We start from the raw sequence: 20,646 nt of genomic DNA on the forward strand, positions 1-20,646 counted from the left end.
TGCATCAGCTTTTTGTCATAGCTTGCCAAATATTGGTAAAATCTGCGAAGGTTTTAAGTTGATAATCTACGAACTCTAGCTTGTGCTTAGATGGTTTGCCTAGAATTGACTTGCCCATTAACAAATTTTCAATAGATTGATACTGCACACAACTTTAAGCTTGCTGACTTGTCTTGGACATTGTCGTCTAAATCAAAAAGTGCGTGCATTTAGTTTACTTGTGAAATTTTGACGTGCAGTTTTGAGAACTTTCGAGCATATTTAGTCACTTCGATCTGTATTGATAGTGACAATGACTAATTTTTTCAAAGCTTCCAAATTAGTGGGTTCGTTGAATGCTGTTTCAAATAAATTGTAAGCCTCACAGTCCTTTTCTTTAAGCCAACTAAAACTAAGTTTAGAGCCTAAAAACCAGTGATCTCGAAGTTCAAAATACACTTCTAACAACTGACACAGCAACAAAGTTCGCCGATAGCTTGCTTCAAATGATTGTCCTGATGCTCTTTGGACCATATTTAAAGACCATTCAACAAGGTGCTTTCTCGCATCAGGCTTAAGCGGCTCTGGACCAGCACTATAAAAGTCTGTCACTTCCTTCAAAAAATTTTCACCTTGACCTGACTTATCTATCAGTAGTTCACCACCTACAAAACGCAAAAACTCTTTTTTCTTTGGTACCGCTTCTTTTAAAGCATAGATCCAGCAATCAAGTTTTCTTCCATTAAATAGCCTTACATCTTTAGAGACATCAGTTGCCCTGCAAAAACAAGCTATATCAATATCACTATCGCCTGAATAATCCCCGCGAGCAACTGACCCATAAAGAATGATAAACTCAGGGTCGTATTTCATTTGAAGATCTAAAACAATTTCACTTACTAGCTCTTTCACAGCTTTCCTTTACAAATTAATGGTAATTTGTTGTGTGATATTTTACAGCATACAATCCATCTTAATTTTTAACTAAGAGATTTTGCTATTAGATTTCTCCAAATTCGAATAGGCATTTATGATTTCTGTCTGCACTTTACTTTCCACCTTGGTTCGAGGTGGTACTTTTTTACATTGCACAATTGCAATTATTGCCCCTAAAAGCGGCAAGCAAAAAATGACCACATACCAAAATAAGCGCTTATAAAAACAATCCGAATAAGCTTTCTGGGCAACAAAAAAAGCATAAACTACAAGTGCCAGTGAAATGACTGAGAATAAAATATAATTCATATCTTCCTTATTTTAAAACATTAACATTCCTAGTCTACATCATAGGGCTTGTTATGAGGTAACTCTAATGACTTATTGACGATCAATTCTTGCCATTCATCAATAGTAACGCCTAATTTTATCGAGTCGTACTAGACGCCAATAAAGTATCCAACCTTTCTAAGTGCTCCTTCTATTTTAAAGCTGATACTTTTCGCAATGCTGATCAATCTAGGATTACCAGACCAAGTTGTCATACCTACTTTTTCAAGCTCTAAATTTTCAAAGATGGTGGTAACCCATGCGACTTAAGTCGGGCAAAAAATACCGAAGGCAGTATGGCTAAAAATCTTTTAATTTTAGGTTAAAAGGTCTATAAATAGACTGGTAGTTTTAAAATTGTGAATGGGTCACTCAATTTAAATTATATGATGCATATTTTAATTGAATAATTTCCGACTGATATACAATGACACCTAGACATTAAATTGACTAGATTTCCCACTCCGATTTATAAGTTCGCCCTTCGAGCAAAGCACAAAGCTCATGCATGACTTGCATTGACTTTACCAAGCGGGGTTTCCGTTCCTCAGAAAGCATTCCATTAACCCAATGTCGATCATGCACATATACATTGTAAGGGTTAATAATGCATTTAAAGTCTAACATGAGCGAGTTGGCTAGTGGGGTGTGCGCCATATAGCTATGTGGAAGACCTGCTGAATTTACAAAGGTGATTACCTTATCGAAAAGCGCACCAACATGCTGTTCGTCTGTTGAGCCAACGTATTCGATGTATTTTTTTAACTCTGAACAAGTACCCCAATTATAGGTTGGGCTACACAACACTATGCCTACAGCATCTTTAGTAATTGCGTGTAAATACTTATATTGAGAAGACTCATATATTGTATTGTTGTCGAAATTTGGGATATTGAGTTCGTCTAGATCTACAAATTTCGTATCTATCGCCAGTGTTTCTAATGTTGCCTGACATTGCTTGGCCAGTATGCGGCTTCTACTATTTGGGTCTTGACTAGAGCTAACGATCAAAATATACACTTATTAAATTTCCTGCTTCATCTTAGCGCTTCATACAGTTTCGAAATTTGGTATTTACAAAAGCTACATCATTAGTATGGCATGTTTTTATGTAATTTGAGCGAATCACAAAGTTGTACGTAATCTGTCCAAAAAGATAGTTGCATCTTAAACGGAAAATAAGGAGGCCCTCTCGTTTCACGCGACCATTTGCACTAGAAGTAGCCGTGGTAACGTAATGACTATTATTTTAGAAAAAAGAAAAATTAACATACTGGTATATAGCCAAAAAATAACAGGCTCTTCCTTCCTATTAAGTATATGTACTCCTCCTAATAGCTTAATGCTTCCTTTTTCAATTCTAAGTAGGCAATAAAACAGCATGTAAATAGCGCCAATCAGTAGAAAATAATTAGCTGCAAGCGCATTACGATCTGAAATTTCAATTGTACCACCAAGAAGAAATCCAATTGGTGTCAGTGCCATGCAAATCAAAGCTACTTTTCTGTGCATTTTCTCAAAAATCATAATTCATCTACATTGTATTTCGTCATTGCCTGGCGCGAGCGCTATCTTGTTCACGAAAGTTGTTTATTTACACAGAGTACTCTCATTGACTCTTGTTAGCCGTTTATTTAACCGCTGCTAAAAAAGATGGTTCATATATCTCGTGCATTGAAGAACATAGCCAGTTTGTTCTAGTGCTAGAATGCTGAAAAATTCACTTTAACTTGACATTAACCTTTTATCATGTAGAGAACTATTGAAATAGTGAGGCATAAAAACAGTAATGACATATATACAAAATGAACAAAGTAAATCAGGTTCTTATTTTCTGATTTTTTACTCAGAACATTTAAAATAGGCCCAATTGGAACAAATCGCCCATATGCCTCCAATTTGTAAAACTGCAATTCAAAAATTAAAGGAATTGCTGATATCCCTATCAGTTGAAACAAAGTGCGATCCGAGAAAAATATAAATAAGAATCCTATATACAGAATTATAAATGCTATTCGAAACAAATATCGCGAGTAGAATATTTTTGCATATCGTACGGTATAAGAAATGTTCCCCTCGTTCAATGCACATCTCCAGCTTGGTCAATAAACGCTTCTGTGAACGAACCACCCATAATATATTTAACCACTACAATTATCGGATATTTTTTCCATTTTGAACGGCAACACATTGATTGTTTGAAAACCATCGTAGATAAATAAGCTCCCTATAACTACTTCATACTGACTGCTGTAGGTGTAAGCTATCTTTAAAGACTTCAAGTTATTCTTTGTGAAATCTATAACCTTTAAATCTTCGATTATTACAACATCTTTATCTGATGCTTCAAACATAAATTTCTGGCCTGAAAATTTAGTATATTCAAGAATGATTAAATTTTTTATTAAACACACTGATATATCAACAGAACTTGTGTTTTGAATAGACTTATAAAGCCCTTTAGGTAAATCTTCATTTGAGTAACCAAGCGGAGCAGCAAGCACAAATATTAAAGTTATAATTTTATTCACTAAGTGATTCCAAATAGTCGTTGTAAAGGGGTCACCAATTACCCGCCAGGGTTAACTGCCAAATCTATTCCATATCCACTGTAAGAAAAGTCCAAATTACTGATGTCCGGGTACATACAGCCTTTTTAGTTCTTCACTATATTGGGAATCAAAATATCCATTGCCTGCATTGATAGTTTGGTATGGCATTCTTGTTTGTTCAATTAGTAAATCACAAAGCTGTGCGTAATTAGACCAAAAAGACACCATACATTCTTTTCCGTTCCATTGCTGCTCAAAGCAATAGGGCGTTTTTTCTAGATATTCAGCAACTTTTAAAGACCATTTTTCTCCGCGATGCTCCATAACCCATTCAATGTGAGACTCCACGTTACTTGGACGCAAGTAAATCAACTTAGGATTTACATCGGCTAGTATACGTTGGCATTCACTGTAATAGTCAGCCACTAATTTTTGGTTCCTACCCTCTAGCATGAAACGAACCGTGCTTTGAAATAGGCTCCCCTCAAAGATAAAAAGATGATCACTACCCTTATTATCAGAAACAAATTTCGCCCACTGCTTTAAGCAAAGTTCAGGGAAAGTCTTTTTGTATTTATCATGCTTAATAAAGGCAGGGTGAATTGGGTGATCTGCTGACTCTTCTAGGTACCAGCTTGACCCAACTCCATCAACTTGAGCCCCATCATATAGTTGCTTTGCCAGTGTGCTTTTTCCACTACCTGGCAATCCTTCGATTAGCAATAGATCCATACAATCCCTTAAGGTGTAACGCTCGCAGAACACGTGGAATGAGGTGAATGCTTAGCTGTAACCTAAAAGGCGGAGCTTCAGCGAACTCCAACTCAATGAAATGGAGCGGTTATGATGTGTTTGTTAAGCATTGATCACCTTGCTACTTTGCTTAAATATTGAGACAAACCAAAATATTGCCATAACTCCAGATGAAATAATGCCGTTTATTAAAGCATCTTTTAATAGAAGCATGTAGCCAGCGGCAGTAATTGAGCCATACTCTACAACAAGGGTTTGTGAATAATAGCTAGATGTGTAGCCACTTAATAACCAAAGCGATAAGGCTATATCCAACGTTACAGCTACTACAAACATTACAGCACAATATGACCACATATTTGTGGCATTTAGTTTCTTCAGAACCAAGTGAGATATGCCTGCAAAGGCTAAAAATACTACGTATGCAAAAAAGGTGTTTATAACCACCCATTTTTGCAACTCAGAATGTTCTAAAGCAGGCACAGTCCAAACAACAATGTATAACCATGGCGCAATGAGAACACCTATGACTTTTCGAATGACTGAGTTGTCTATTTTCATTATTTCCTAACAGCTTATTATTTACCTACAAACTATTTTTACGGTGACCGTATGTTTAAATTCAGAATAACTTAAAAACACCGATTAATTAGTTTTAACATAAGGCCTCCACCTTAACCTGTCAAATTAATCATCTCGTAAAAACACGCTTTCAAAATAAAAATTTTATGGGATATATAAGCGTGTTCGAGTTTTTGTTATTTACGTTAACTTACGATCATAAGCAAAAGATATGTATGCCCACAAAAAAACCCGCCGAAGCGGGTTTGTTTTCTAACTCTAAAACTCAACAGCTATTAAAGCTTGTCAGAGTTTCCAGCTAGGTATTCTGCAACGCCGTCTGGTGTGTTAACCATGCCTGCGTCACCTTTGTTCCAGCCTGCTGGGCAAACGTGTCCGTTTTCTTCGAAGAACTGAAGGGCTTCTACAACACGTACTAGCTCGTCGATGTTACGACCAATTGGCTCATCGTTCATGTGCTGTGCGCGTACAACGCCGCTCTTGTCGATAACGAAAGAAGCGCGGAAAGAAACGCCTGCTGGGTAATAGCTGTCGCCACCGATAGATTCAACACCGAAAGACTTACAGATGTCGTGGTTCATGTCGCCAACCATGGTGTATTGAACTTGACCAATACCACCTTCGTTTACTGGCGTGTTGCGCCATGCGTTATGCGTGAAGTGTGAATCTACAGAAACGGCCATCACTTCAACACCTAGCTCTTTCAGTTTCGCCATGCGGTGATCAAGTGCGATCAACTCAGATGGGCATACAAACGTGAAGTCTAGTGGGTAGAAAAATACCAAGGCATATTTACCTTTGATAGTTTCAGCAAGGTTGAAGGAATCAACAATTTCGCCATTGCCCAGTACCGCTGGTGCTGTGAAATCGGGTGCTTTACGACCTAATAATACGCTCATATTTATTCTCCATTTAAAGTATTGATGGTTACTTTATTATAAAAGTGCTGCTTAACTCCCAACAGCACTTCTGTCTTAATTCGAGGGCAGCTACTTTAACTGATTCCATGTGAAAATGCTTGTCAATACAAGCTATAACTATCATAGCAACTGGCTATCAGTGGCATAGTTTCTATTAACATTGCCAACTTAACTAAAGTTGCCTTAATACGGTCATCGGCGCTACTTTGACTACCTTTCGGGTAGACAAGCTGCCCACTAATCCAATTAAGATGCCGCCGCATACTGGCCCCAATACCCAAAGACCGTAACTTGGCTGGTATTCAATGTTAAGCAGCTCTGTTTGTAAGAAATACAGAGTTGTTTCAGCGCCTAGTACGGCTAATACTACGGCCAAGGTGCCCAATGCTATGAACTCAATAGCTAAAGAGCCCCTTATTAACTGAGCTTTTGCTCCTAATGTACGCAAAATGGCACTCTCTTTTAATCGGCTGTCTAGCGTAGCTTGCACACTGGCGATTAATACGATCAACCCCGCTATCAACACTAGCGATAAAATAAACTCAATCGCCAGGGTCACTTGCGACACGATGCCTTGAATCTGCTCAATGATGGCATCCACTTCAATGACTGTTATGGTGGGGTAGGCTTGTAAAATTTCAACCAGCAATGGCTTTTGAGATTCATCCAAGTAAAAGCTGGTTAAATTAGCCGCGCCTGCGCCACCTAAAATAGGCGCGCTAAAAATGATATAAAAGTTTGGCGATAAGCTATCCCATTGAACTGTTCTTAGGTTATCAACTTCAACTTTTACCTCTTGGCCACCAAAAGAAAAGGTCAGCTCATCACCTATTTGAATATTCAATGCTTTTGCGTAATCTTGCTCAACCGACACTAGATTTTTAGTAGCATCTTCGGCATCGAACCATTCGCCTTCTACAACTTCGTTGTCTTCTGCCAGCGTGTTTGACCAAGTATTATTGAGTTCTCGCCTGAAATCATCGCCATCGGGCTTTAAGCGCTCTACTCTGTCGGCAATAGACTCTTCATTGACATAAGTTAAGCGCCCGCGAATCATTGGGTAAAAAGGCGTAGATTGAATGTCATTGCGCTCAAAGATCGACTCTAAACCGGCACGGTCCTCTTCAAAGATATTAAAAGCAAAGTGGTTCGGCGTGCCTTCTGGCAGCTGGTCTTGCCATTGCGATAACAAGCTTGTTCGTAATAACGTTAAAATAAACAGCAACATGAGCGACATCGAAAATATCACAATTTGAAAGCTATTTTGACTACTGTGTCGCTGCAAACTGGCCAGGCCTAAACGCCACGTAGTACCAAGGCGAGAGGCCAATTTTTTGGCCAAGTAAATCATTGCTCGAGCCAACAAACTTACGCCCACCACCGCTACGGCACCGGCTATGACGATTGCGATCGTAATTGCAAAACTTTTTGAATAAAAATACACCAAACCAATTACCGCTAAACCACCTAGGATCATCGTTTTTGCTTGGCTTAATGTGCCGCCGGCCATGTCCGATCGTAGCACTCGCGAAGGTGGTGTATTACGCAACATCCACATCGGAGGAAAAGCAAACGCAATTAAGCACACAAAGCCAGTCAGTACGCCAATGAGCAACGGCCTTGCGGTTGCTGGTTCAAGTTCTCTAGGAAATAATCCGCTAAACACCTCTAAGAAAGACCAATGCAGAAACCAACCTAATGCCAAGCCCAGCGTTACAACGATAGCGCCCAAAATCATTAAGTTGCCAGCGTATAACCACGAAATATTTACGGGTGTTAAACCTAAGGTTTTTAACAAGGCTACATGACTAAGTTGGCGGTTTGCGTAGCGTTTAGAAGCGAGTGCTAACGCCACCCCCCCTAATACAACACCAAGAGCACCCGCTAACAATAGAAAGCTTTCAGCTCTTTCTAAGGTTTCGGTCACGCTTTCATTGGCATCTGTAACATCACGCCATCTGTGGTGTTCTACCTCTATTTGAGACCATTCTTCTTGAAAAGCCTCAATGTTGTCTCCTGCCAACAACAAACGATATTGAACACGACTGCCCACTTGCACAGCACCTGTGGCGTCAATATCTTCGGCGTTTATCATTACTCGAGGCGAAAACCCTAAGCCGCCACTTTGGCTATCGGGTTCTTTTACGAGCACTTTGGTTACAGTTAAATCGGTATCGCCGACGCCGATTACATCACCAATAGAAACCCCCAATGCTGCAACAACGCGAGAATTAAGCCAAGCTTCGCCAGGTTTTGGTCCTTGCGTTACAACCGAAACCTCACCGTAGGGCTCGTTAGACACTTCCAGAACACCCTTAAGTGGGTACTCAGAGGATACCGCTTTGATAGAGGCTAATTGCAACTTGCCATCATTCCCAAAAGCAATTGCCTGAAACCCTATGACATTGGCCGTTTCTAATCCATACGATTGAGCTTGGGCTTGCCACTGCGCCTCTATTGGTTGGCTACCAGAAATTTGAGCATCGGCTGCCAACAAAGAACTGGCTTCGTCTAAAATAGAATTACGAATTCGGTCAGAAAATAGACCAATGCCTGTTACCGTGGTCACCGCCACCAGTAAAGCCGCAATGAGTACATTGAGCTCTCCACCACGCCAATCTCGCCACAGCAGTTTAACGGTCAATGCACTGAGCGTTTTCCGTGTGTTTGAACTCATGCTGTTACCTCAACCAATTCTCCAGCCGTCATTTCAAACTGTCTATCACACCTTGCCGCGAGATGAGGGTCATGAGTGACTAATACCAAGGTGGTTTTTTGTTCTTTGTTTAGGCTAAACAATAAATCGGCAATTTTATCTCCCGTGGTGGTATCCAAATTCCCGGTGGGTTCATCGGCAAACAAAATCGCCGATTCACTTGCAAATGCACGGGCTACCGCCACTCGTTGCTGCTCACCGCCACTGAGTTGTTGCGGATAGTGGCTTATTCGATCTGATAACCCCACGCGCTCTAACCAAGATTGAGCCTGCTTATCTGGATTGGCTAGTCCTTTAACTTCTAAAGGCAACATGACATTTTCTAAGGCCGTTAAACTAGGTAACAACTGAAAGTTTTGAAACACAAAACTCACCTTTTCACCACGTAACAGCGCACGGCCTTCTTCGTCCATTTGAGTAATATCTTGACCAGCAACGTGAATGTGCCCACTACTGGGAGTATCTAACCCCGCCAACATTCCGAGCAATGTAGATTTACCAGACCCTGAGACACCTACAATGGCGATACTCTCTCCAGAATAAATTGCCATATTTATACCTTTGAGAATGACTAATGCCCCTTCCCGATTCGGTACTTCCTGTTTAAGATCTTGTGTCTGAATTATTACATCGGTCTGAGTTGTCATGAAAATAGCCATCCAAAATATATTTGCACATAAGAATAAGGGAATTGTTGCCCTAGTTTGTTCATTTTTACTGCTTTTATTCAGTCCCATTAGTCACGCTAAGACCATTTTAGTTCATGGTGATAGCTTATCGGCTGGTTACGGTATGCTTCCAGAGCAAACTTGGGTAACCCTAATGGCCAAGCAACTTGGCGAAGGCGTTACTGTAGTAAACAGCAGCATCAGCGGTGAAACCTCTAAAGGTGGGTTAGACCGATTGCCTGCACTATTATCCGAAACCCAACCAGACATCGTCATGATTGAACTGGGCGCTAATGATGGTTTACGTGGCTACCCTATCAATCAGACCACTGAAAACTTAAGAAAAATGATCTCTCTAGCGCAAAATCAAGGTGCCGAGGTTGTCTTGTTGGGCATTCGCTTACCGCCAAATTTCGGCAAACGTTATACCGAACCCTTTTTTAATCAATATGCCGTGCTTGCTAATGAGTATGAAACTGGCTACCTACCCTTTTTGCTGGAAGGTGTTGCAGGCTACGATGAATACATGCAAGCCGATGGTTTACACCCTACTGCCCAAGCGCAACCGCTCATTCTTAATAACGTCTTACCCTTTATTACCGATTAGGGGCTAAGAATAAGCGAAGAATTCGATTACAATCAGCGTCATTAACCATCCACTTTTTATGCTAGGAGTATTTATGGCGGCAGTTCTTTGTTTCGGTGAAGCTTTGATAGATTTTTTGAATACTGGCTCGCAAGCCGAAGGGCCGCTTGCCATTCCTGAGTTTCGTCAATTTCCAGGGGGAGCACCGGCTAATGTTGCGGTGGCTATTGCTAAACTCGGCGGTGATGCTCGGTTCGCCGGACAAGTAGGCAATGATAGCTTCGGTCAGTTTCTTAAAAATGCCCTCGATACCTATGAAGTAGATACTGCACACCTGATGACGCATGCTTCGGCTAAAACCGCACTTGCCTTTGTCATGCTAGATGAAACCGGAGAGCGTTCATTTGAGTTTTACCGTGATAAAAGTGCCGACTTATTAGTCACTCCCCAAGATATAAAAGACATTTGGTTTCGAGACGCAAACATATTCCATTTTTGCTCAAACACCTTAACCGATGAAAACATAGCCGCTACCACTTTGTTCGCGTTAGAGCGCGCCCGTAAGCAAGGCTGTTTAGTCAGTTTCGATGTAAACCTTCGCCATAACTTGTGGCCTAACAATGTCATTGATAAAGAGCGTATTAGAGCCTGTTTCGAACACGTTGACATCGTAAAGGTATCAAAGGAAGAACTCGATTTTCTGGAGCCCGAAGGTGAAGCAGCCTTTGTGAAAACAGTTATTGGTCTGGGAGCTAAAGTTATTTTACTCACAGACGCTGGCAACCCGATAAAGATTTTAGCCAAGGGCATCTACTCTGAAATTTCACCGCCCGATACAGAAGTAAAAGATACAACTGCAGCGGGCGATGCCTTTACCGGCGGTTTCTTATTTGCCCTCTCAGAACAAAGTGATATACGCAAAGCCATTGCAAGCCAATCTACATTAGAGGCTATGACTGTTTTCGCAAGCAAATGTGGAGCCTTTACGGTGGCCCGTCAAGGTGCGTTCACGGCCTTGCCAACGCTAGATGATTTGGAGAGCTAAGTTGTGAGCAACACTCATTCAACTCTGCCAAATTTTAGATCGGTTGACTTTTTAGAGTCTCACATCAAATCGATTATCGAATTTTACAATCACGCTAAAGATGAATCCGGCGGTTTTTTTCACAACTATTTAGATAACGGTGAAGTCTATGATCGAGGCACGAAGCATCTTGTGAGCTCGTGCCGAATGATTTTTAATTTTGAACAATCCCATCGCCTATTCGGCGATGAAAACCATAAATTAATGGCACAACATGGCTTGGCGTTTTTAAGATCTCAGCACTGGCAAAATTCACGGCAAGGCTATGTCTGGACATTTGAAAATTACCAAGTAAATGATGAAACCAACCAATGCTATGGTTTGGCGTTTGTCATGCTGGCTTTTGCTACAGTTTTAAAGCAAGGCGATGAAAGTGCACGAGCCGATATTTATCACACTTGGTCTTTGCTCGAAAAGCATTTTTGGCAGGCCGAGCAAGGCTTATACGCCGATGAAGTATCTGCAGATTGGTCACAAACCTCTGACTATCGCGGCCAGAATGCCAATATGCACATGTGCGAAGCCTTAATTTTTGCCTATGAAGCCACACACGATGATCAATTTTTAGATAGGGCCTACGCTTTATCTAGAACCATTGCCGTTGAACAAGCGGATAAATCAGGTGGTTTAATATGGGAGCATTTTAAGTTCGATCTCAACATCGATTGGGATTACAACAAGGATGACCCTAAAAACCTTTACCGCCCGTGGGGGTTTCAACCCGGACACCAAACTGAGTGGACTAAATTACTGCTCATGTTGCATAAACATAAGCCTGAAAACTGGATGGTTGAACGCGCACAACAGCTTTTTGATAAAGCGTTTGAAATTGCGTGGGATACCGAGCACGGCGGCTTGTTTTATGGTTTTGATCCTGACGGGAATATTTGTGACGAAGACAAATATTTTTGGGTTCAAGCCGAAAGTTTTGCGGCCGCCGCGTTGTTAGCTCAAGCTACCGGTGATGAAAAATACTGGAAACACTATGATCAACTTTGGCAGTACAGCTGGCGTCATTTCATTGATCACAAGCATGGAGCTTGGTTTCGAATATTAAATGCCGACAACTCAAAAGTAACCGATAAAAAAAGTGAAGCGGGCGCTAAGTGTGATTACCATACTCTCGGCGCATGCACGTTAGTTGTTGATTCTCTTAAGGCGAAATAAAACAGAGGAATGCTAAGGTGACATCCACTTTAGCATTTCTTCTCTGGCACTATTTGCACCCTCTATGTCCCCTTGCGCAGAGCGACACTGTGCAATCACTTCCCACAACGATGCTTTAAATTTTGGCGATTTATCGGTATAGGTAAGGCCTTTCATGGCAATTTGTTCAGCTTCGGTAAAGCGCTGCTGCCCCATCCGCACGGTGGCCAACTGGTGATAAATATCCACCTTTTGCACATCAATGCGCAAAGCACGCTGCAATACGGTTTCGGCTTCTTGCCATTTACCTTCACTTTGCAATTGCAACGCTAATTGTTGCAATCGAATGACAACCTGCACCGGGCTTGGTGGCGGTTCTGCAGGTTCGATTTGTGTCTGCACAGCATCAGCGCCAGGATCTTGCTGGGGTTTCGGAGATGATGCTGGCTTGCTGGTTTGAGCGGGCTCTTTTTTTGCAATGTTTTCATCACTCGAAGCTGATGCTTCAGAAGATTCCGTTGCACTATTGGTCACTTCGGCATCAAGTTCTGACATTTGTGGTTGATTACTCTCTCGCGTGCTCTGTGTATTTTGATCGACGCCAGAAAGTGTGGCACAACCAGTAAGCCAAATCGTTGTTGCGGTTATGGTCGCCCAAATAGTTTTTGTAGCCATGTAGAATCATCCGTATCGGGTTTGGGTTCATTACTGTGACAGGTTAGGCCGCGAGCCGGTTCATTGCCAGCAATAAAGGGAATTGTCCGCACATCGTCACACCAACTGGGTACTTGTCGGCCGGCCTTATTCACGTCTATTTCAACTATATTAGCCGGCAATGTTCGGCGCTCTTGAATGGGTCGCAATACTTGCATCACTTTTGCCCAAATAGGCAAGGCGCCAGAAGACCCCGTGAGCGGTGTGGGTTTGTTATCATCATTGCCCACCCAAATCACAAGCTGTCTGTCGCCTGTTAGGCCGGCAAACCATGCATCGCGATTATCATCGGTTGTGCCTGTTTTACCTGCTATCCACCAATTTTTAGGCAAACGCCATTGAAGGCTTCTAGCAGTACCTGTGACGGTTACTTCATGCATTGCGCGTTGCAAAATATGAATATGTTCAGGCTCAAACTGTTTCTTCACCGATAAATCAAAGCGCTGAATCAACCCTTGTTCAGGGTGCGAAACGGCACGAATAAAGTTAAGTGGCGTGTAAAAACCATTCCCAGCGATGGTTTGATACATTTGAGCCACCTGCATTGGCGACATGCCGTGAGCTCCCAACATCACAGCGGGTACTTTGGCGACCTGATTGCCAATACCCAACCGATCTATGACATCAAATACGTTTGCTAGACCTACTTCCATGCCTAAACGTGCGGTTGCTTGATTATAAGAATTCGCCATCGCATCAATCAACATCGGGTTTCCGTGGCTGGTTTTGTCATAGTTTTTCGGTTGCCAAGTGGTGCCATCACCTGCACCTACGGTCACATCAGCGTCACTGATTAAGTCGGATAAATTATAGCCATGTTCAATGGCCGCTAAATAAACGGCGGGCTTCATTAACGAGCCAATTGAACGTTGTGCATCGAGTGCGCGATTAAAGCCTGACGCTCGTGCATCCCGATCGCCTACTACCGCCAGTACGTCCCCGGTCGATGGGCGAGTCATCACAGCGGCCGATTGTAAAAACTTCGGCTCTAAGCGATGGTCTCGCTCTATATCGGCCAAACCAACAGCTACTTGCTGCTCAATTGTGGTTTGAGCCACCGGGCTCAACGTTGTAAAAATAGACAGCCCTTCGGCCATTAAGTCGTCTTTTCGGTAGTCTTTTTGCAATTGACGACGCAGACCATCCATAAAGGCAGGAAAGCTCGCTTGGCCAGGCTTATCCGCCACATCTAATGGTGCCTTTAAGGCCGCTTGATATTGGGCATCGTTAATTAAGCCGCTGTCGAGCCAGACTTCTAATACGGTATTTCGTCGCTTAGTGGCACGCTCTGGATTCCGACGCGGATTATAATAAGAAGGACCTTTTATCAAACCAATAAGCAACGCTTGCTGATGAATATCGAGATCTTGCAAAGTGGTGGCAAAGAAGAACTGCGCCGCCAAACCAAAACCATGAATAGATCGAGACCCTTGCTGCGCTACGTACACTTCATTCATGTAGGTTTCTAAAATTTCATTCTTAGAGAAATGAAACTCTAAAATAAGTGACATCAACGCTTCATTTATCTTTCGGCTGATTTTTTTCTCTGAGGTTAAGTACAGGTTTTTAACCAACTGTTGCGTCAGCGTGCTGCCCCCTTGAGAGACACGCCCCGAAATAATGTTAGCAATGAGGGCTCGAGCAATGCCTCGAATCGACACTCCATGATGCTCAAAGAACCGGTCATCTTCGACTAACAACAAACCCAGCACTAAAGTTTCTGGCATTTCCTCTAACCGATACAACACTCGATCTTCTGCTACCCCTGGGTATACCTGGCCCATATATAATGGGTCTAATCGGCTGAGTAAAACCGACTGTCCAGCCGAATCGGTGACTTGTGCAATACCATTTGCATCAAACTGAATATTGAGCCATCTGCCCGATTCTTCACCGTCCCAAAAACGAAACCCTCTGGTATGCACTCTTACCTGATTGCCGTGCTCTACATATCGCCCTTCTTGGGAAACAGAGGCTGAACTACGGTAGCCCAATTGATTAAGTAATTGGATAAATTCAGATTGTCGAACAGGCGCACCGGCATAGATTTCTTGAGCTTCGCTATAAACCCGAGCGGGGATTTGAAATCGACGGCCTTCAAAGCGCTCTTTGACAACGGCATTTAAGTAGATCATCCAAAAAAACACCAAACATGCCGCCACTATGCCTATTTTAAGGCTAATGCTTACAAAGGAATGCCAGAGATGACGCCGCTGATTCGACTTTTTCTTTGGTTTTGATGAGGTTTTTTTCGGTTTTTGGGGAATTTTTTTAGCCATAGGTTGCGTAGTATAAAGACAGTGTGCGTCGTTGTCTTTGACCCATTTATCATTCGAGTGTCTTTTTTACCCATACTCTTTATTGTTAAAGGGTCTTAGCGTGCTGCAGGTTTAATATTGATCAAAAAATCACTGGAAATCGTGAACTTGCCCCACTTTAGGGTTTCCCTTTCACTATAATAGAAGGTTAAACTACAATCACTGACTAACAATTAGATACAAAGGGACCTTTCCATGATTCGACTGTTCAGCCTGATATTATTGGCTTGCCTACCGTTTATGACCTTTGCAGCCGGAAAAATTTACACCTGGCAAGATGAAAATGGCAATACGGTTTATGGCGATCGCCCACCAGCCGAGGCCGAAGTCACCGAAATTGCTATTCAAGGCAAGAAAAAGGCCGCTGTTGAAGTTGAATCCGATGCATTAACTGGAGAATGGTTTGGCGCCGGCGATAAAGGCGGTGAAGTTAAAATGAGTATGCGCAGTGCAGGTAATATCGTTTTCACGCAAACTCGTTCAGATCAGTCGGTATACAACTATCAAGGTGTATGGACACTCGAAGACACGACCCTAACTGTAATCACTGAATTTACACAAGAAATATCATCGGCCGGGAAAATATCCCGTTCAGTTGAACCTGTTCAGTTAATTTACACTATTGTTGATTTCGACGGAGCCAACATGGAGTTTATCGCCGGGCAAGAACGCTTTACCGTCGGTAAATTATAATTCTATAAAAAGGAGCAGCCTCAAAACAACGAGAGCTGCTCATCGAGTAACGCCTTAAAAGACTCCCCTAAAAAATGAAGAATAGCGTCAGCAATAGGCTCTATTTGTTTTTCAATGTAATGATCATAATCTAACGCGGCAGTAACATACGGCTTGGGCTGCCAGCCATTCACAGTTTTAACGTAATCGATGGTGCGGCCTCGCCACTTTGGGTTCAATTGTTGTTTTAAGGCCGCAGCTTGTACATGAGGAGGGCGCTGTTTTTGATACTCCTCAACTGAGCGACGTAGTCGCCTTCTATACACTAATTGATCGTCGAGCTGGCCAGATTTTAATGCAGACACCGTTTCGACCACCCATTGACGATGATCTTCCTTCGCAAAGACTCGCCGATAAAGCTCAATTTGAAAGTTCTTTGCCATTTTTGTCCAATCACTGCGGACCGCTTCCAAGCCTTTGAAAACGAGTTTTTCTTCACCATTGGATACCTTAATTCCCGCGTAGCGTTTTTTAGACCCCGTTTCAGTCCCCCTGATCGTCGGCATAATGAACTCACGGTAGTGCGTTTCAAATTCCATTTCTAAATGGCACGGCAAGTTAAATTCATCTTCTAAGCGCTGTTGCCACCAAAGGTTAAGCTGTTGCGCAAGCGACACTCCCAATTGCTCTGGTTTATCGGTTTGGCTTGCATGAACAAAAATTGAATCGGTATCGCCGTAAATAACTTTGTAACCTTGCTGCTCAATAAACTGCCTACTTTCTTGAAGAATTTGGTGCCCCCTCATGGTAATTGAACTTGCTAAACGGGGATCAAAAAAGCGACACAGTTGGCTGCCTAACACACCATAAAAAGAGTTCATGATAATTTTAATGGCTTGCGACATGGGTTGGTTATTGTCTTGCTTTGCAACGTCTCGCGCCTGCCAAAGCTGATCGATGAGTGCAGGTAAAATATGGTTTTCTCGATGGAACTTTGCTGAAATAAAGCCTTCAACGGTCTCCGATTCTGATGAGCTTAAGCCTATTTGTAACCCCAAAGGGTCTATCAAAAACGTACGAATAATGGATGGGTACAAGCTTTTAAAATCTAGGACCAGTACGTTTTGGTACAAGCCCGGCTGACTGTCCATTACAAAACCACCGGGGCTATCCAGTTGTAACGTTTGGTCGCCGATACTGGGCGCAATGTAACCTTGTCTATGCAAGCGTGGCATGTAAACGGTGTTAAATGCTGCTGAAGACCCACCGGCTCTATCCATTGAGAGTCCGGTTAAGTGTGCTCGTTCAATCAAAAAATGCCACAGCCCTGCTTTATGGAATAATTCAATAACTAAGACTGCGTCTTCAAGATTGTATCGAGCAAAGGCCTCCGTATCTTCGCGATACATACGCTCGATCTCATCGACTTTATCGTCGGTGTGGGCTATTTGCTTGCCTCGGTTTAATAACGATTGAGACACAGTTTCTAATGAATAGCTCTCAAACGCCCAAGCGGCTGATCGAAAAGCACCGGGGCCATCAACAATCTGCCGACCTTCAACATCGATGTAATGCCGATTCGGGTTATCTGAGCGAGTTCGCCATCGGGGGGCACTTTTATCTCGACCAATCTGAAACTCTATGCCTTGCTGATCACAATGTTGCTGCAAAATTCGAAGATCAAAATCAACAACATTCCACCCGACAATACAATCTGGGTCCCACAACTGAATCATTTCAATGCAGCGGAGTAAGCACTCGCTAACGCTCTGACACCAAGAAACATTTAAGTCTTGATTTCCAATCTTTTTAGGCTCGCCAACGATGAATACAGCCTGCTGGTTATCTGTGGTGGCCAAGGCAATACTGTATAAATTAGGTGTCTGACCTGGTGTGTACCACGAAGTTTCAATATCGATGGATAACACCTTAAGGCTTGGGCTAGCATGAGCAGGTTTAGCCTTCGAATCTTGAAAACGAACCCCACCAAATAAAAACCGCTCCATTAAAAAACGATCCGCCGGATTAACATCGTCTTCCCAAACTAACAACCCAATGTCTCGCCCTTGCCTCACCCAACGCCGCTGCTGCGAAAAGCTTTTGCTGTATACGGCAATGGCGAGCAAGCCACTAAAGGTTTTAAAGCTTTGCTGGCCCACGCGAACTTTTTGTCCCCATTTGGCCCAAACTGTTTGCCATTTTTTTAGCTGATGTTGCGCAATAAAACAGGTAGATTCTTGCTGTTCGAGTTGCCAGCATCGCACGCCATTACCCGACACAAGCCAGTAACGCAGCTCTATACCATGTTCGTTTTCCGACCAATGGCGACTTAAAATAAATTCTGCTTGGGAATTGCTCACTGTGAAAAAGCCAAAAGGTTGATTTAGGTTCCTGAAATTGAGATTCAGTCTATACGCAACTTCCATGAGCTTGCTATACTGGCCGAAAAATAAGTACAGGAATAGACTATGTTATTGCTCGGCGAACGCCCCGCATACGTTGACCAACTCACGGATCGATTAAAGAAATTAGCTCACAAACTATTTGAAGAGTTACCCGATGTACCGGCTATTTCTTTAAATGCATCAACCGATCTTTACGAGTTAGAGTCGACCGAAAGTCTGTTCATTGTACAGCATGGTAACTTATCTGGGTATCACAACGACCAGCTGTGCATGTACTTCGAAAAAGGCGACATAATTGGTTTAACCGAATGCTACCAATTACCATCATTACGCATCGCGGTAGAAGACAATACGCAAGTAAAACCATATTCGGCCGATACTTTGTTGAAATTCGTCAACGAAACCAAAGAAAGACAAGCCATTTGGAACAGTTATCTTTTAACGCTGGTTTCGCTGTACCAAGATGCCTATGGTCGCAATCACACAACCAAAGTCGAGCCGAGCACGGGTTTCTTAAATTTTGAGCCGGGCCAAACTATTATTAAACAAGGCGATGAAGCGCATGAAGTCTTTACCATTTTACAAGGTAAAGCCGATGTCTTTGTTGATGAGGTTAAAGTAGGCGAAGTACTCACCGATGAAATTTTTGGCGCTATGGCCGTATTTACGGGCGAGACCCGTTCGGCAACGGTAAAGGCCGCAGAGCCATGCGCTATACTGGCTGTGCCGCAAGAAGAGTTTGTCACTCTGATTAAATCGCACCCACAAACCACCATGACGTTAATCGAGAATATGGCGCGACAAATCAAAGCCTTGAACAGTAAAATCCAATAGGAGCACCCTTTGCTAAAGCAGCGCTATATTGACTCTAATGCCGCACCCTTTAGTAAAGTAGTGCCAACTCAAGTGGCTTCCCCCTATTGGGTTGCATTTAATGAAGCTTTAGCTGAGCAAATAAACCTACCCCATAGGGCTTCTCCTGAACTCTTAGCTGTATTTTCAGGCCAAGCCATCTTTAAAGACACCCACCCCATTGCACAGAAGTATGCGGGTCATCAATTTGGTGGTTGGAACCCCGATTTAGGCGACGGTCGAGGCTTATTGCTGGGTGAATGGCAAGATAACCGTCAGCAACTGTGGGAGTTTCACCTAAAAGGCGCAGGTAAAACCCCTTATAGCCGCTTTGGCGATGGCCGGGCTGTATTACGATCTTCCATTCGCGAATACTTAGGCAGCGAAGCGTTAAACGCCATAGGCATTCCAACGACACGCGCATTAGCACTGATAGGCTCTAACGAGCAAGTGGTTCGAGAAACCACTGAACCTGGAGCTACTTTATTAAGGGTCACTCAAAGCCACGTTAGGTTTGGTCACTTCGAATGGTTAGCGTATCAACGCGATGAGAAGGCTTTAAAGCACCTAGCCGATTTTGTCATTGAACATCATTACCCAGAAGCTGCGCTGCAAGAATTACCGTATGCATCCTTGTTTGAACTCATCGTAAAACGCACCGCCAAAATGATGGCCTATTGGATGGCATACGGGTTTGTTCATGGGGTCATGAACACAGACAATATGAGTATTTTAGGCGAAACCTTTGATTATGGTCCTTTTGCGTTTTTAGACACGACAAAAATGAACGCTGTTTTTAATCACACCGATCAAACTGGGCGTTATGCGTTTAACCAACAGCCATCAATTGCCATGTGGAACTTACAAAAGCTAGCTCAAGCACTCAGTTTAATTGTCCCTGAAGAGGCGTTAAAAAGAGCACTGGCACTGTTTGCACCCCGCTGTGATGAACAGTATTACCAGCTCTTAAATCGTCGTTTAGGCGGCAACTTACAGCAGCCCATTCCGCCTGCGCTTTGCGCTCAGTGGATAGAGCTACTAGCCAATAACCACTTAGACTTTCACTGGTATTTCCGCCAATTGAGTAAACTCGAATTAAACCAATGGGAAACACTGGTCGATGAGTTTACTGACCGTGATGCATTTTTAGCTTGGAATAAAAGTGTTCAGCCCTATTTAGAGCAAGATTCCGCTAATCGTTTAACGCAAATGCAACAATCAAACCCTGCGACCGTTGCCCGAACCGAGCTGCTTCAACTAGTTATCGATGCAGCCTATCAAGGCGATTTTAAACCATTCGAATCTTTCTATGCTGCATTGATGTCGCCATTTGAAGAACGGCCTCAATGGTCTCAATGGCAGCAAAAGCCCCAAAACATCGATCAACACATAAGTTTGAGCTGCAGTAGCTAATCTTATGTACACATTTTAAA

The 20,646-nt window shown here is 42.7% G+C and carries 26 protein-coding genes and 1 pseudogene; 9 read left to right on the forward strand and 18 right to left on the reverse strand.

The annotated features are described in order from the left end of the window. Positions 1 to 4: 4 nt before the first annotated feature. The 3 genes and pseudogenes from QWZ13_RS15700 to QWZ13_RS19950 form a co-directional block, all read right to left on the reverse strand. Entirely contained in the window at positions 5 to 148 is a 144-nt protein-coding gene (locus QWZ13_RS15700; protein ID WP_290282601.1) for a hypothetical protein, read from the reverse strand. A 113-nt stretch (positions 149 to 261) separates the two neighbouring features. Next, on the reverse strand, positions 262 to 657 hold the full coding sequence (locus QWZ13_RS15705; RefSeq protein ID WP_290282602.1) for a hypothetical protein: 396 nt from the start codon (positions 655 to 657) through the stop codon (positions 262 to 264). A gap of 84 nt (positions 658 to 741) precedes the next feature. Continuing rightward, positions 742 to 891: pseudogene (locus tag QWZ13_RS19950) on the reverse strand (nucleotidyltransferase family protein); the annotation flags it as partial. Positions 892 to 1,009: 118 nt separating this feature from the next. On the opposite strand from QWZ13_RS19950, the gene QWZ13_RS15710 reads away from it, so the two are divergent. Beyond that, positions 1,010 to 1,138, forward strand: coding sequence for a hypothetical protein (locus QWZ13_RS15710; RefSeq protein WP_290282603.1), 129 nt, complete (start codon positions 1,010 to 1,012; stop codon positions 1,136 to 1,138). Positions 1,139 to 1,695: 557 nt separating this feature from the next. On the opposite strand, the gene QWZ13_RS15715 is transcribed toward QWZ13_RS15710, so the two are convergent. The 3 genes from QWZ13_RS15715 to QWZ13_RS15725 are packed head-to-tail and all read right to left on the reverse strand — an operon-like array spanning position 1,696 to position 2,730. Next, entirely contained in the window at positions 1,696 to 2,256 is a 561-nt protein-coding gene (locus QWZ13_RS15715; protein ID WP_290282604.1) for an NADPH-dependent FMN reductase, read from the reverse strand. A 31-nt stretch (positions 2,257 to 2,287) separates the two neighbouring features. After that, a complete protein-coding gene (locus QWZ13_RS15720) occupies positions 2,288 to 2,446 on the reverse strand; it encodes a hypothetical protein (protein WP_290282605.1) in 159 nt (52 codons plus the stop codon). Further along, positions 2,443 to 2,730 carry a hypothetical protein gene (locus QWZ13_RS15725; RefSeq protein ID WP_290282606.1) on the reverse strand — a complete coding sequence of 96 codons (288 nt, stop codon included), beginning with the start codon at positions 2,728 to 2,730 and terminating at the stop codon, positions 2,443 to 2,445. Before QWZ13_RS15725 ends, QWZ13_RS15720 begins: the two co-directional genes overlap by 4 nt. On the opposite strand from QWZ13_RS15725, the gene QWZ13_RS15730 reads away from it, so the two are divergent. After that, positions 2,729 to 2,893, forward strand: a complete 165-nt coding sequence (locus tag QWZ13_RS15730; protein ID WP_290282607.1) for a hypothetical protein — start codon at positions 2,729 to 2,731, stop codon at positions 2,891 to 2,893. The genes QWZ13_RS15725 and QWZ13_RS15730 overlap by 2 nt on opposite strands. A gap of 88 nt (positions 2,894 to 2,981) precedes the next feature. Here the strand turns inward: QWZ13_RS15730 and QWZ13_RS15735 are convergent, their stop codons facing one another. The 5 genes from QWZ13_RS15735 to QWZ13_RS15755 all read right to left on the reverse strand — a co-directional run bounded on the left by QWZ13_RS15735 (position 2,982) and on the right by QWZ13_RS15755 (position 5,111). Continuing rightward, positions 2,982 to 3,329: a hypothetical protein gene (locus QWZ13_RS15735; RefSeq protein ID WP_290282608.1), complete on the reverse strand. Its 348-nt coding sequence runs from the start codon at positions 3,327 to 3,329 to the stop codon at positions 2,982 to 2,984. A gap of 57 nt (positions 3,330 to 3,386) precedes the next feature. Next, positions 3,387 to 3,527 carry a hypothetical protein gene (locus tag QWZ13_RS15740; RefSeq protein WP_290282609.1) on the reverse strand — a complete coding sequence of 47 codons (141 nt, stop codon included), beginning with the start codon at positions 3,525 to 3,527 and terminating at the stop codon, positions 3,387 to 3,389. 345 nt (positions 3,528 to 3,872) lie between these two features. Then, positions 3,873 to 4,529: a P-loop NTPase family protein gene (locus QWZ13_RS15745; protein WP_290282610.1), complete on the reverse strand. Its 657-nt coding sequence runs from the start codon at positions 4,527 to 4,529 to the stop codon at positions 3,873 to 3,875. Next, positions 4,495 to 4,620: a hypothetical protein gene (locus QWZ13_RS15750; protein ID WP_290282611.1), complete on the reverse strand. Its 126-nt coding sequence runs from the start codon at positions 4,618 to 4,620 to the stop codon at positions 4,495 to 4,497. The genes QWZ13_RS15745 and QWZ13_RS15750 overlap by 35 nt, the downstream gene beginning before the upstream one ends. 32 nt (positions 4,621 to 4,652) lie before the next feature. Next, a complete protein-coding gene (locus QWZ13_RS15755; protein ID WP_290282612.1) occupies positions 4,653 to 5,111 on the reverse strand; it encodes a hypothetical protein in 459 nt (152 codons plus the stop codon). A 167-nt stretch (positions 5,112 to 5,278) separates the two neighbouring features. On the opposite strand from QWZ13_RS15755, the gene QWZ13_RS15760 reads away from it, so the two are divergent. Next, positions 5,279 to 5,434, forward strand: a complete 156-nt coding sequence (locus QWZ13_RS15760) for a hypothetical protein (protein ID WP_290282613.1) — start codon at positions 5,279 to 5,281, stop codon at positions 5,432 to 5,434. On the opposite strand, the gene QWZ13_RS15765 is transcribed toward QWZ13_RS15760, so the two are convergent. The 3 genes from QWZ13_RS15765 to QWZ13_RS15775 all read right to left on the reverse strand — a co-directional run bounded on the left by QWZ13_RS15765 (position 5,408) and on the right by QWZ13_RS15775 (position 9,415). Further along, the gene (locus tag QWZ13_RS15765; protein WP_216000101.1) at positions 5,408 to 6,031 is read right to left on the reverse strand and encodes a peroxiredoxin; all 624 of its coding nucleotides are present in this window, start codon (positions 6,029 to 6,031) and stop codon (positions 5,408 to 5,410) included. The genes QWZ13_RS15760 and QWZ13_RS15765 overlap by 27 nt on opposite strands. A gap of 193 nt (positions 6,032 to 6,224) precedes the next feature. After that, entirely contained in the window at positions 6,225 to 8,729 is a 2,505-nt protein-coding gene (locus tag QWZ13_RS15770; protein WP_290282614.1) for an ABC transporter permease, read from the reverse strand. Further along, complete coding sequence (locus QWZ13_RS15775) at positions 8,726 to 9,415, reverse strand: ABC transporter ATP-binding protein (RefSeq protein WP_216000099.1); 690 nt, start codon at positions 9,413 to 9,415, stop codon at positions 8,726 to 8,728. The genes QWZ13_RS15770 and QWZ13_RS15775 overlap by 4 nt, the downstream gene beginning before the upstream one ends. Between QWZ13_RS15775 and QWZ13_RS15780 the strand changes: the two genes are divergently transcribed. Beyond that, entirely contained in the window at positions 9,414 to 10,043 is a 630-nt protein-coding gene (locus QWZ13_RS15780) for an arylesterase (RefSeq protein WP_290282615.1), read from the forward strand. The genes QWZ13_RS15775 and QWZ13_RS15780 overlap by 2 nt on opposite strands. 3 nt (positions 10,044 to 10,046) lie before the next feature. Here the strand turns inward: QWZ13_RS15780 and QWZ13_RS15785 are convergent, their stop codons facing one another. After that, on the reverse strand, positions 10,047 to 10,196 hold the full coding sequence (locus QWZ13_RS15785; RefSeq protein ID WP_290282616.1) for a hypothetical protein: 150 nt from the start codon (positions 10,194 to 10,196) through the stop codon (positions 10,047 to 10,049). Here QWZ13_RS15785 and QWZ13_RS15790 point away from each other — a divergent pair. Next, positions 10,159 to 11,067: a carbohydrate kinase family protein gene (locus QWZ13_RS15790; protein WP_290282617.1), complete on the forward strand. Its 909-nt coding sequence runs from the start codon at positions 10,159 to 10,161 to the stop codon at positions 11,065 to 11,067. The two genes, QWZ13_RS15785 and QWZ13_RS15790, sit on opposite strands and share 38 nt — an antisense overlap. A gap of 3 nt (positions 11,068 to 11,070) precedes the next feature. Beyond that, on the forward strand, positions 11,071 to 12,273 hold the full coding sequence (locus tag QWZ13_RS15795) for an AGE family epimerase/isomerase (protein ID WP_290282618.1): 1,203 nt from the start codon (positions 11,071 to 11,073) through the stop codon (positions 12,271 to 12,273). A gap of 12 nt (positions 12,274 to 12,285) precedes the next feature. Here QWZ13_RS15795 and QWZ13_RS15800 read toward each other — a convergent pair whose 3' ends face one another. Both QWZ13_RS15800 and mrcB read right to left on the reverse strand, forming a co-directional pair. Then, positions 12,286 to 12,927, reverse strand: coding sequence for a tetratricopeptide repeat protein (locus QWZ13_RS15800; RefSeq protein WP_290282619.1), 642 nt, complete (start codon positions 12,925 to 12,927; stop codon positions 12,286 to 12,288). Next, positions 12,897 to 15,245: a penicillin-binding protein 1B gene (gene mrcB, locus QWZ13_RS15805; RefSeq protein ID WP_290282620.1), complete on the reverse strand. Its 2,349-nt coding sequence runs from the start codon at positions 15,243 to 15,245 to the stop codon at positions 12,897 to 12,899. Before mrcB ends, QWZ13_RS15800 begins: the two co-directional genes overlap by 31 nt. 234 nt (positions 15,246 to 15,479) lie before the next feature. Between mrcB and QWZ13_RS15810 the strand changes: the two genes are divergently transcribed. Beyond that, positions 15,480 to 15,977 (forward strand): DUF4124 domain-containing protein, encoded by a 498-nt coding sequence (locus QWZ13_RS15810; RefSeq protein WP_290282621.1) that lies wholly within the window; start codon positions 15,480 to 15,482, stop codon positions 15,975 to 15,977. Between the two features lie 20 nt (positions 15,978 to 15,997). Here QWZ13_RS15810 and QWZ13_RS15815 read toward each other — a convergent pair whose 3' ends face one another. Continuing rightward, positions 15,998 to 18,382 (reverse strand): DNA polymerase II, encoded by a 2,385-nt coding sequence (locus tag QWZ13_RS15815; protein ID WP_290282622.1) that lies wholly within the window; start codon positions 18,380 to 18,382, stop codon positions 15,998 to 16,000. 42 nt (positions 18,383 to 18,424) lie between these two features. Between QWZ13_RS15815 and QWZ13_RS15820 the strand changes: the two genes are divergently transcribed. Together QWZ13_RS15820 and QWZ13_RS15825 are read left to right on the forward strand one after the other, a co-directional pair. Continuing rightward, the gene (locus QWZ13_RS15820; protein ID WP_290282623.1) at positions 18,425 to 19,195 is read left to right on the forward strand and encodes a Crp/Fnr family transcriptional regulator; all 771 of its coding nucleotides are present in this window, start codon (positions 18,425 to 18,427) and stop codon (positions 19,193 to 19,195) included. A 9-nt stretch (positions 19,196 to 19,204) separates the two neighbouring features. Then, on the forward strand, positions 19,205 to 20,626 hold the full coding sequence (locus tag QWZ13_RS15825) for a protein adenylyltransferase SelO (protein WP_290282624.1): 1,422 nt from the start codon (positions 19,205 to 19,207) through the stop codon (positions 20,624 to 20,626). Positions 20,627 to 20,646 lie beyond the last annotated feature (20 nt).

The sequence above is a fragment of the Reinekea marina genome (assembly GCF_030409715.1).
Classification (GTDB): domain Bacteria; phylum Pseudomonadota; class Gammaproteobacteria; order Pseudomonadales; family Natronospirillaceae; genus Reinekea; species Reinekea marina.